Source organism: Thalassotalea loyana, assembly GCF_030161435.1.
Classification (GTDB): domain Bacteria; phylum Pseudomonadota; class Gammaproteobacteria; order Enterobacterales; family Alteromonadaceae; genus Thalassotalea_G; species Thalassotalea_G loyana.
Genome location: NZ_BSSV01000006.1, coordinates 1 through 11,915 on the forward strand (window position 1 = coordinate 1; position 11,915 = coordinate 11,915).

The following is an 11,915-nucleotide window of genomic DNA, read 5'->3' on the forward strand; positions in this document are numbered from 1 at the left end:
GATTAATGAAGAGCGAACCAACGACATTATGCCGTTTATCCATTAAGTTGTTTATTTTAATTCTTAAACTTAAAAAGAATTGGATGCGGGAGCCGGATTTGAACCAACGACCTTCGGGTTATGAGCCCGACGAGCTACCAGACTGCTCCATCCCGCAATCACATATTTCCCAAGAACTTGTCCCTGAAAACGGATGCGTATGTTAGTGATACATTCGATAATTTGCAAGCCGTTTTATAAAAAAATTTTACATTGAGACAAATTAGCACAGTTTGTTTATAATCAGCGCCAACTTTTCGCTTGGAATATAGCCATGTACCAATTTTTAGCCCTAACGTCTGTGGGCATTGAATCTTTGCTTGCCGATGAACTTTCCGATTTAGGTGCAACTCTCATTACACAAAAGCCCGAAGGTGTTTATTTTCAGGGCGATCTTTCCCTAGGATACCACGTTTGTCTTTGGAGTCGTTTAGCAAGTCGTGTCTTATTGAAGTTGGGTGAGGGCCCATGTGGCAATAAAGATGAACTTTATAGAAGTGCTATGGATATTCCATGGTCTGATCATTTTGAAAGTACTAGCACATTTGCGATTGATTTTGTTGGTAAAAGCCGTGAAATCCGTAATAGCCAATTTGGTGGCTTAACGGTTAAGGATGCGATAGTCGATCATTTCCGTGATAAAGGTCTTTCAAGACCTACGGTTGACAAAGTTGAGACGGAAATCACATTTCAAGCTCGTTTATTAAAGGGCCAAGTTAGCTTTTATTTAGATTTCTCGGGTCGTTCGCTATTTAGAAGAGGCTATCGAAAAGACTCTGGTGCTGCACCTTTGAAAGAAAACTTAGCGGCTGCATTGATTAAACGCTCAGGTTGGCTTGATGATACGTCTAAACCATTAATTGATCCAATGTGTGGATCAGGCACTTTGTTGATTGAAGCCGTGTCGATGGCATTGAAGCAAGCACCTTCAATTCAAAGGCAAACTTGGGGTTTTGCTCACTGGCTTGGACACGAACAAGCTGAATATCAAGTTGCTTTGAATGAAGCAAAGCAAGCTTCTGCACAATTCAAACCTGAGCATGAAATCAAGGTATTTGGTTTGGATTTAGATTCTCGTGTTTTAAAGACAGCCCAACAAAATTCTCGTCTAGCTAATTTTGCTCACTTTATTGATTTTCAGTGTACTGACGCAGCAAAAATGACCAATAAACACACAACAGCTGGTACTATTTTATTTAATCCGCCTTATGGCGAGCGTATTGGTGATTTACCTGAGTTAGTTGATGCATTTGCTAGTCTTGGGCAATTGTTTAAGCAACAGTTTGCTGATTGGCGTGTCGGTATTTTTACAGCAAACGTTGAGTTGTTATCAATGCTAAAACTCGCTTCATTCAAGCGTTATAAGCTAAAAAATGGACCATTAGACTGTCAGCTAGCGCTTTATAACTTAGACGAAAAGCAACTTGCTAAAGGCGCAACTCAGGAAGAAAGTGTTTTTGCACAGCAAGATTCTGCATTTGCCAATCGATTAGCAAAGAACCTTAAGCAACTGCGTAAATGGCTTAAAAAACAAGATATTGACTGTTATCGTGTTTATGATGCTGATATTCCAGAATATAATGCAGCGATTGATGTCTACGGTGATCATATTGTGATCCAAGAATACGCAGCACCTGGAAGTATTCCCGAAGATAAAGTTGCCAAACGTATTCAAGAAGTGATTTATTGGGCACCTAAGGTGCTTGAGGTTGATACTAATAAAGTGTCATTAAAAATGCGCCGAAAACAAAAGGGCGCGAATCAATACCAGCGTGTAGCGCAAGAAAAGCGCACCATGGTTGTAAACGAGCATGGCGCGAAATTAATCGTTAATATTTGGGATTATTTGGATACAGGCCTGTTTTTAGACCATCGTAAAACAAGGCAGATTGTTGCTGAGAAAGCAAAAGGCAGAAAACTGCTAAATCTTTTCTCTTATACGGGCTCTGTTTCAGTGCAAGCTGCACTGCATGGTGCAAGTGCTGTAACAACTGTCGATATGTCAAATACGTATTTGCAATGGGCACAAGAAAATTTTGCTGAAAACAAACTAACTGGCAGTCAATATCAATTTGTTCAAGCAGACTGTTTACAATGGTTAAAGCAAAATACCGAAAAGTTTGATGTGATCTTTATCGATCCGCCAACATTTTCAAACTCAAAACGTATGGACAATACGTTCGACGTGCAACGTGATCATATTGACATCATTAAGGATGCGTTAGCTTGTTTAAATGAAGGTGGAGAAATTATTTTTACTAATAATAAACGTAACTTCAAAATCGACGTCGAGCAGATTGAAAGCCTTGGTTTAATCGCAAAGAACACAACTGAACAAACACGTGATATGGACTTTAAACGAAATATTCACATTCATAACAGCTGGTCAATCAAGCGAAAATAATATGCAACACGCGCAGTATTTACTTTTCAGCTCTGTGGGGTGTCACCTATGTGAGCAGGCATATGCCATATGTTTGGAACAAATACCAACTGACTCATTACGTGTCGTCGATATTTTGGATGACGATGATAAGGACCCGGAAGAATCGGGCTCGCTGTATTCAAAATATGGCTTAGCTATTCCTGTTCTTATGCGTAGTGACAACAAAACAGAACTTTACTGGCCATTTGACGGGCTATCATTACAAGAGTTTTTATCGTAATGGAATTAATTAGAATTACCGATGCTGAGCTTGCCTACGGCGAAGCACATATTTTGTATCAAACAGATTTCCGTGTAAGCAAAGGGGAACGCGTCTGTTTGGTTGGTCGTAATGGAGCAGGCAAGTCATCTCTATTAAAAATATTAGCCGGTAGACAGGCACTTGATGATGGTCAACTGGTTATCTCTAACAATGTACGTATTGCGATGCTGGAACAAGATCCACCGCAAAGTTGTGATTTAAGTGTTTTCGATTACGTTGCTCAGGGAATAGCGGCTAACGCCAAACTGTTAAAAACCTATCACCAACAATTGTTACTGATAGAAAGTGAACCAACAGAAGCCAATATGGCGAAACTTGCCGATATCCAACAACAACTCGATCAAGCTGATGCGTGGCAAGATGAACAGCGTATCGAGCAAGTGTTATCAAAGCTTCATTTAAATGCTGACCAGAACATCTCTAATTTGTCTGGCGGTTGGTTACGTAAGCTCGCTCTGGCTAAAGCATTGGTGACCAATCCAGATGTACTACTACTTGATGAACCGACTAACCACTTAGATATTGAGAGCGTTTTATGGCTTGAAAACTTTTTAAAGTCATTTACCGGTACTATTGTTTTCATTTCTCATGATAGGGCGTTCATTCGCAGTATGGCAACGCGTATTATTGACCTAGATAGAGGAAAGCTAACGTCATATCCAGGTGACTATGATCAGTACCTTGAGAAAAAAGCGCACGACTTAGAGGTTGAAGCAACCCAAAATGCGTTATTTGATAAAAAGCTCGCGGAAGAAGAAGCCTGGATAAGGCAAGGCATCAAGGCTCGAAGAACACGTAATGAAGGACGTGTTCGAAGCCTAGAAAAACTGCGCTTAGAGCGTAAAGCTCGCCGTGAACTAAAACACCAAGGCGATATCAACATCAGTCAAGGTGAGCGCTCAGGTAAACGAGTTTTTGAATGTCACAACTTACATGTAAGCTTTGATGAGAAAAAGATAATTAACGATCTTGATTTACTTATTTCGCGCCAAGACAGAATTGCTTTTATTGGTGCTAACGGTACGGGTAAGTCGACTTTAATTAAAGTTATCATGGGTAAACTCCAAGCGAATAGCGGAAAAGTGCAGCTTGGTGTGAATTTAGATACTGCGTATTTTGACCAGCACCGCGAGCAACTAGACGTTAATCAAACCGTTCAAGATTCTGTGGCCGATGGTAAACAGGAAATTACGGTTAATGGACGAACGCGCCATGTACTTGGTTATTTGCAAGAGTTCTTATTTAGCCCAAAACGTGCGCGTACACCTGTTCGGGCATTATCTGGTGGCGAGAAAAATCGCTTATTACTCGCTCGGCTGTTTTTACGCCCATCAAATTTACTCATTCTCGATGAACCAACTAATGATCTAGATATAGAAACTTTAGAATTATTAGAAGTTGTCGTTGCAAATTACGCAGGTACCGTTATCTTAGTAAGCCATGATCGCGATTTCGTTAATAATTGTGTGAATAGTTGCCTATATTTTGATGGCTCAGGTCAAATCGAACAGGTTGTAGGTGGTTATGATGATTTACAGGATTATTTAGCGTACAAAGCGAGTAAAACAGCCCAAGCAAAGGCTGTAGATAAGGAAGTAAAGCAGAAACAGGCAGCTAAAGAAAAGCCTGCCGCTGGAAAAAAGAAATTATCCTATAAAGATGCAAGAGAGCTTGAAGCTTTACCTGAACGCATAGATAATCTCGAACAACAAATTTCTGGGTTACAAGAACAAGTTAATGACAGTAACTTCTTTTCACAAGAAGTAGAAGTTACACAGAAAATATTGAACCAGCTGCAAGAATTAGAGTCTGAGCTGGAAGTCGCCTTCGAAAGGTGGCAAGAACTCGATGAATTATAAGAAGAGCACAGTAGTTAAATGAACAAATTTGTGAAATCAATTTTAGCCGCCTCAGTTGGTAGCGTTTTAGCAGTTAGTGGCGCACAGGCAGCAAAATATGTTGTGGTGGATTTGGGTGAATTACCCGCGCAAGAATTTAGTTATGGCATCGCACGTAATGCAGTTAATGAACAAGTATCGACGGGCAATGGTTCCTATAACTTTCCAGTATTGTTCGAAAATTTAAGTGATAACGATTTTGACGCGATTGAACTAAAAGCCGAACGTGAATTTGAGTTAGCATTTGGTTTAAATGACATCGAAGATTCTGCTGCTTTACGCGCTGGTACACCAACCGCGAATGATCTTGAATGGACAATTCGCTATTTAGCTGCCATCAACAATAATAGTTATCAAAAAGTTGTTGATACTGTCAGTTATATAGATCGTGGTGCAGGCCCAGAAGAACTCGTAATTTTTGATCAGCCGTTTGAAGGTACAGATACGTTATCTCGTTCAACAAATGACATTGTTGCGGGCATTACTGACAATGGCTGGGTGTACGGTGTAGCGACTAAGCCATTTTTACCACTTGCGTTTACGCAAGCCGACGGCGATGAGTTAACGTTTTATTTGAACGAGTCAAACCGTCAAGCCTTTCTTTCGACTGACTATGGCACAACAATTAAAACCATTACGCCGCCAGAAGCTAGATATGGTGGCGAATCTGGTATTTTAGATATCAATGGTAATTATGCAGTAGGTTTTGCAAGTGTTGGCATTGATCCTGACATTTTGGAAATTATTGAACGTGAAACTGATGGCGGTTGTAGTGATCCAGATATTCTTGATAACCAGCCAAAGGAAGCTTGTGTTCAAAACTTACGTCCGAATATGTATGACATTCGCCCATTTATTTGGACGTTAGATGACAACGGTGATGTTGTTGAAACTAATCAACTTGATTTGCTCGTGACGCCAAATGCTGAAGATGGTCGTGTTTTCTCTGCGTTTGTACAGGCAGTTAACTCTTCTGGTGTCGCTGTTGGTTATTCTCATGGTTGGGTCGACGAAAATGAGACAAACCCGAGTACTAATGAGTCGCGTTCATTCTACGCTGTGATTTATAAAGACGGTGAAGTATATGACTTTACTGATGATCATGGGATTGAATTTGAATCACGTGCATTCGACATTAATGATGCGGGTATTGCAGTAGGGCATGTGAACGAGTTTATCGAAGGTGTTCAGCGTGAACAGTTTTATTATATCGATACCAACGAAGAGACACCTGCAATGGTCAAGCCTATGGGATTCTTCACCGGATCGGCGAGTTCAGCACGTTCTATTAACGAAAATGGTTTAATCGTTGGTTACGCTGAATATGAAAACAGAAATGACAATTCATCTCAGCCACGTCGAAATCACGCGTTTATTTATGATATTGCGGCAGAGACATTCACAGATGTTAATGTTTTAACGGCTTGTGACAGCCCTTACGACATTCTTGAGGCTCGTCACATTAACGAAGCAAACCAAATTATGGCTTCAGCGGTCATCAAGGTACCGCGTAAAGATGCGAAAGGTGAGTTAGTCGTTGATGAAAATGGCGAAACATTATTTGAGGATGTAGTTCGTCATGTTCGATTAGATCCAGTTGACGGTGAAATTGATGAGTGTACGCCAGAAGAAGAGGGTAAAGTGGAACGCCAAGGCGCTGCTTTTGGCTCTGCTGGGCTGTTATCTATGTTACTTGGTTTAGTACTATTCCGTCGTCGTAAGTAACTGATACGTTAGTTTTTGACTAAAAGCACCAACTCAATTGAGTTGGTGCTTTTTTTTTGTGCAGTTCATCGATAATTGTTTTTAAACACTTAATTATGGTTAAGACTGCTGGATATTTTCATCATTATATTTTTAACCAATTGGTTATAAAATTATTGCAATTGGTATTTTAATCGCTTAATGTGTCCAAACTTAACCGTTTGGTCAGGATGTGAGGAGTCGGTTGTGTTTGAACAACTTGTAGAAGCAGCTCGTGCCGCTTATTTAAAAGCATATGCGCCGTATAGTAATTTTCATGTTGGCGCGTCAGCGCTTACCATAGATGGCGAAATTGTCAGTGGTTGTAATGTGGAAAATGCGTCATATGGCCTTACTGTATGTGCAGAAAGAAATTGTATTGCACAAGGCGTGATAAATGGACAGCGACGATTCAGTGAACTTGTAGTGTATACCGAAGAAGAAATGCTGACACCGCCTTGTGGTGCATGTCGCCAGGTAATTGTTGAATTCATGGTTCAAAGCGCCAAAGTTTATGCAGTTAACCATTTAGGCAAGGTAAAAGAGTGGTCTGTTAAAGAACTTTTACCTGATGCGTTCACGCCAGAAAACTTGCAAAAATAGGAATTTAGCATGTTATTACCACAAGAGATTATTCGTATAAAAAGAAATGGCAATGCATTGTCAAATGGGCAAATTCAGCAGTTTGTCGACGGCTTAGTCGATCATAGCTTCAATGATGCCCAAGCTGGTGCAATGGCGATGGCTATTTTTCAACAGGGCATGAGCACTGATGAAATTACAGCGTTAACGTTGGCAATGATGAATTCAGGACAAGTATTACAGTGGCCTGAAATTGATGGCCCGATCGTTGATAAGCATTCAACGGGTGGGGTTGGTGACAAGGTGAGCTTTATGCTCGCAGCGATTGTTGCCGCGTGTGGTGCATATGTGCCAATGATTTCAGGCCGAGGGTTGGGCCACACAGGTGGCACGGCCGATAAACTTGAGAGTATTGCGGGCTTTAATGTAGCGCCTTCAATTAAAGAGTTTAAAGATATTGTTAAACGCGATCGTTTAGCGATTATTTCCCAAACATCTGACTTGGCACCAGCAGACAAACGTTTATATGGCATCAGAGATGTGACGGCATGCGTTGAATCGATTCCTTTAATCACCGCCTCAATTTTATCTAAAAAACTATCCGCTGGCCTAGACGCACTCGTGATGGATGTAAAAGTTGGTAATGGCGCTATGATGAATAACCTCGATGATGCAATTGCGTTAGCGAAAAGTATCAATAGGGTGAGTAATCAAGCAGGGGTTGTCACTCAAACATTGATTACTGATATGAATCAAGTGCTAGGTAGAAGTGCGGGTAACGCTATCGAAATGTTTGAAACGGTTCAGTATCTTACTGGGGAATATCGCGAGCCACGCTTGCATGAGGTCGTCACACGTTTAGCGCAATCAATGCTAATCAATACAAAAATTGCGAGTAGTCAAGATGATGCATTACAACGTATTGAATCTGTGTTGGCCAACGGTAAAGCCGCTGAACAATTTGACAAAATGATTGCAGCGTTAAACGGTCCAACGAATTACATGGATGATCCTTGGGCGCACATGCCAAAAGCGAAAGTTATCAAAGACATTAAAGCTGAGCAGTCAGGTTTTATTACGAACATGGCGACAAGAGACATCGGCTTATCGGTTGTTGAGTTAGGCGGGGGAAGACTGTCTAATACAGACAATGTTGATCACAGCGTCGGGTTTGACCATATCGCACCTGTTGGAACTAAGGTAGACAAAGGGGATGTTATTGCCCAAGTACATGCTAAAGATGAAGATTCTGCAGCTAAAGCTATCGCACAATACCTTAGTGCACTGACTGTGGGCGAAAGCCACACCGAATCTAAGCCTGTTGTTTATCAGGTCATTGATGACTAAAGGTTTACGCGCATGCAAACCGAACAAAAAGGCCAAAGTTTACACTTTGGCCTTTTTACTTTTGGCGTATTAAGTTTGTCGATCCCAAACTAGCTCTTTAAAGTGCTTTCTACAGAGCGCTTCATATCGCTCATTGCCACCAATTTCGATTTGCTCTCCATCTATTGCCGCGTTGCCTTGCTCGTCTATTCTTGTGACAAAGCCTGCTTTTTTGCCACAATGGCAGATTGTCTTAAGTTCAACTAACTTATCGGCCCAAGCAAGCAGAGCAGCACTGCCACTGAACGTTTCACCTAAAAAGTCTGTACGAATTCCATAAGCTAAAACAGGAATACCAAGTGTATCGACAATGTCTGTTAACTGTTTTACTTGAACTTTAGTTAAAAATTGTGACTCGTCTATTAAAACGCAATCGCATGTGTCAGTTGAAATAATATCTGCTATTTCATCAAATATATTCGTGTTTTCGTCAAACAATTTAGCATCGGCATGAATACCAAGTCGTGACGACACTTTTCCTTCTGAAAACCGATCATCAATTTTTGCGGTATAGACAATCGTGTTCATTCCGCGTTCTTTGTAATTGTATGAAGATTGTAATAAATGAGTTGATTTACCCGCATTCATTGACGAGTAATAGAAATAGAGTTTCGACATGTTGTTTTATATTTTTTGATGATTAAGACAGTTTAATAAGTTTAAAAAAAAGTAGCTAGATGATAGCTACTTTTCGTTGTTTCATTTGTAGTAATAAACTAGTAACTACTGTTATTGGTGCTGTCAGCTTCGCCGCCTAATGTAATAAGCAAATTATTTAATAAGCTACTAGCACCGAACCTAAAGCGAGCAGGGGTTAACCACTTTTCGCCTAGTATATCCGTTGCCATATCTAAATAGACTTTTGCGTCTTCTGCAGTTCTCACTCCACCAGCTGGTTTAAAACCAACCGCTGGATTTTTATCTTTGATAACTTGCATCATGATTTTTGCTGCTTCAGGTGTAGCGTTAACTGAAACTTTACCCGTTGATGTCTTGATAAAATCAGCACCCGCATCAATCGAAATTTCACTTGCACGTTTGATTAAGGTATCAGACTTAAGCTCACCCGTTTCAATTATCACTTTTAACTGGACAGTGTCACCACAGGCTTCCTTACAAGCTTTTACTAGCTCAAAGCCAACTTTTTCTTCGCCATTGATAAGTGCTTGATATGGAAATACTACGTCTACTTCATCAGCACCATATGCAACTGCCGCTTTTGTCTCAGCTACAGCGATTGCAATGTCGTCATCACCGTGTGGGAAGTTCGTAACTGTTGCAACTTTAACCTCAGGTGTCCCTTGCGCCGCTAACTGCTTTTTAGCGACAGGAATGAAGCGAGGATAGATACAAATTGCAGCCGTATTCCCCTTAGCTGATTTTGCTTGTTGGCAAAGTGTAATAATGTCTTGCGCAGTTTCTTCATCAGTTAAAGTTGTAAGATCCATCATTGATAAAGCTTGTTGTGCGTAAACTGTTATATCAGACATAGTTTTCCCTTAAAGTGATAAGAACGTGCCAGCAATAGCTGCACTCATTAAGTTAGCTAATGTTGCAGCAAGTACGGCTTTCATACCCATTTGCGCAATGTCTTTACGACGACTTGGTGCCATAGCGCCAATACCGCCAAGTAAAATACCTATTGAAGAAAGGTTGGCGAAGCCACATAAGGCAAACGTAATAATTGCTTGAGTGGTAGGAGTTAAGGTCTCGCGAATTTCAACGAAATTTGCATACGCAAAAAATTCGTTAACAACAATTTTTTGACCAATAAAATTACCAGCGACCATCATTTCCTCATATGGAACACCAATAATGTATGCGACTGGCGCGAATAGTAAGCCGAAAATTTCCTTAAGTGAAATTTCAGTTAAGTTAGACTCGAACACTGAATTTGCAATCGCCGTTAAGCTTACTCCGCCAATCTCAAATGTTGTCATACCGACAATAATTGTATTGAGTAGTGCAACAAGAGCGATAAATGCAAGTAACATTGCACCAACGTTTGCAGCCAACATTAAACCTGATGAAGCACCTTGTGCGGCGGCATCGATAACATTTGTCGGTTTATTGTCTTCTTCACCAAAAACAACTTCTTTTTCATCTTGCTCTTTTACTTTTTCGTCGTCTACTTCTGGCATCAAAATCTTAGCCATCAATAAACCACCTGGTGCAGCCATAAAAGACGCAGCAACTAAGTATTTTAATTCAACACCTAGGCCTGCATATCCTGCTAGTACTGAGCCTGCGACAGATGCTAAACCACCAACCATAACCGCAAATAACTCAGAACGCGTCATTCCTGCAATATAAGGCTTAACAACAAGTGGAGCTTCAGTTTGACCGACGAAGATATTTGCGGTCGCTGATAGTGATTCTGGCTTGCTTGTTCCAAGCAGTCGATGTAGTCCACCGCCAATAATATTGATCACCCATTGCATGATTCCAGTGTAATAAAGCACGGCAATAAGTGATGAAAAGAAAATAATGACAGGTAAAACGCGAACAGCGAAAACGAAGCCAACGCCGTTACCAAACATCGCATCTGTGCCTAGGCCACCGAATAAAAAGTCAATACCTGCTTTTGCACTATCAATTACTTGTTGAACACCACTTGAAAAACCTTCAAGCATGTCTCTGCCTTGAGGAACGTACAAGACAAATGCACCAAGTAAAATTTGTAAACCAAATGCAAACCCAACTGTTCGCCAGTTAATTGCCTTTTTATTGCTACTTATTAATAAAGCAAATGCAAAAAGCGCTGCGATACCAATAAGACCTCTAATAAAACCTAGTTCCATTTAAACCTCATTATTATTATGTTAGCTGTCGAAGCTGTGCTTTAAGCACTTCGATTGCCATTCTATTTTTACCACCGCGCGTGACAACAATGTCAGCAAACGCTTTTGATGGTTCAACAAATTGATGGTACATAGGGCGAACAGTTTCAACATATTGATCCGTAATCGATGTTAAACTGCGCTCTCGTTCCACCATATCTCGCTTGATACGTCGAATAAGACAAATATCTAACGGCGTATCCATGTAAACTTTAATATCAAAAATTTCTCTTAAGCTAGGCTCAGATAATAACAAAATCCCTTCAACCAGAATGATTTTAGTTGATGCGACTTTGACCGTGTTCGACGTCCTAGTATGCGTGTTATAACAATAAACAGGTGTATCAATCGATTCACCTAATAACAAGCTGTTGAGGTGTGCTAATAGCAAATCATGCTCAAATGCTTGAGGGTGATCATAATTCGTTTTCACACGCTCTTCCATTGGCAAATGATTTTGGCAACGGTAGTAAGAGTCTTCTTTTATGATCGTAATGTTTTCAGGTCCTAATTCGTCCATTAGTTCATCATGAATGGTTTGAGCAAATAAGGTTTTACCTGATGCAGAGGCGCCAACCACAGCGATAATTGTTGGCTTATTTTGATTTTCTTGAGTCATAAGAGCTAAATTGAAGGCCTTGAAAAAGTGATATTTTAGCTGATTGCAATAAAAAGGGTATAAATTAACAAAAAATAACTAAAGGTATTAACATTAAGGT

10 protein-coding genes and 1 tRNA gene are annotated in these 11,915 nt (G+C 40.4%); 6 read left to right on the top strand and 5 right to left on the bottom strand.

Annotated elements, in window-relative coordinates; translation table 11 throughout:
* Positions 1-80: 80 nt before the first annotated feature.
* Positions 81-157: transfer RNA gene (locus QQK05_RS12790), tRNA-Met, on the bottom strand.
* Between the two features lie 156 nt (positions 158-313).
* Between QQK05_RS12790 and rlmKL the strand changes: the two genes are divergently transcribed.
* The 6 genes from rlmKL (at position 314) to deoA (ending at position 8,317) form a co-directional block, all read left to right on the top strand.
* The gene (gene rlmKL, locus QQK05_RS12795) at positions 314-2,443 is read left to right on the top strand and encodes a bifunctional 23S rRNA (guanine(2069)-N(7))-methyltransferase RlmK/23S rRNA (guanine(2445)-N(2))-methyltransferase RlmL (protein WP_284299196.1); all 2,130 of its coding nucleotides are present in this window, start codon (positions 314-316) and stop codon (positions 2,441-2,443) included.
* Between the two features lies 1 nt (position 2,444).
* Entirely contained in the window at positions 2,445-2,705 is a 261-nt protein-coding gene (locus QQK05_RS12800) for a glutaredoxin family protein (protein WP_284299198.1), read from the top strand.
* The gene (uup, locus tag QQK05_RS12805; protein WP_284299200.1) at positions 2,705-4,606 is read left to right on the top strand and encodes an ATP-binding cassette ATPase Uup; all 1,902 of its coding nucleotides are present in this window, start codon (positions 2,705-2,707) and stop codon (positions 4,604-4,606) included. The genes QQK05_RS12800 and uup overlap by 1 nt, the downstream gene beginning before the upstream one ends.
* A 30-nt stretch (positions 4,607-4,636) precedes the next feature.
* A complete protein-coding gene (locus QQK05_RS12810) occupies positions 4,637-6,370 on the top strand; it encodes a DUF3466 family protein (RefSeq protein WP_284299202.1) in 1,734 nt (577 codons plus the stop codon).
* A gap of 225 nt (positions 6,371-6,595) precedes the next feature.
* Positions 6,596-6,991, top strand: a complete 396-nt coding sequence (locus QQK05_RS12815) for a cytidine deaminase (RefSeq protein WP_284299204.1) — start codon at positions 6,596-6,598, stop codon at positions 6,989-6,991.
* Between the two features lie 9 nt (positions 6,992-7,000).
* Positions 7,001-8,317, top strand: coding sequence for a thymidine phosphorylase (deoA, locus tag QQK05_RS12820; RefSeq protein WP_284299206.1), 1,317 nt, complete (start codon positions 7,001-7,003; stop codon positions 8,315-8,317).
* A gap of 69 nt (positions 8,318-8,386) precedes the next feature.
* Here the strand turns inward: deoA and QQK05_RS12825 are convergent, their stop codons facing one another.
* The 4 genes from QQK05_RS12825 to udk all read right to left on the bottom strand — a co-directional run bounded on the left by QQK05_RS12825 (position 8,387) and on the right by udk (position 11,815).
* Positions 8,387-8,974 carry a thymidine kinase gene (locus QQK05_RS12825; protein ID WP_284299209.1) on the bottom strand — a complete coding sequence of 196 codons (588 nt, stop codon included), beginning with the start codon at positions 8,972-8,974 and terminating at the stop codon, positions 8,387-8,389.
* 98 nt (positions 8,975-9,072) lie between these two features.
* Positions 9,073-9,846 (bottom strand): deoxyribose-phosphate aldolase, encoded by a 774-nt coding sequence (deoC, locus tag QQK05_RS12830; RefSeq protein WP_284299211.1) that lies wholly within the window; start codon positions 9,844-9,846, stop codon positions 9,073-9,075.
* A 9-nt stretch (positions 9,847-9,855) separates the two neighbouring features.
* A complete protein-coding gene (locus QQK05_RS12835) occupies positions 9,856-11,157 on the bottom strand; it encodes a NupC/NupG family nucleoside CNT transporter (protein WP_284299214.1) in 1,302 nt (433 codons plus the stop codon).
* Positions 11,158-11,173: 16 nt separating this feature from the next.
* Complete coding sequence (udk, locus tag QQK05_RS12840; RefSeq protein WP_284299216.1) at positions 11,174-11,815, bottom strand: uridine kinase; 642 nt, start codon at positions 11,813-11,815, stop codon at positions 11,174-11,176.
* Positions 11,816-11,915: the final 100 nt, after the last annotated feature.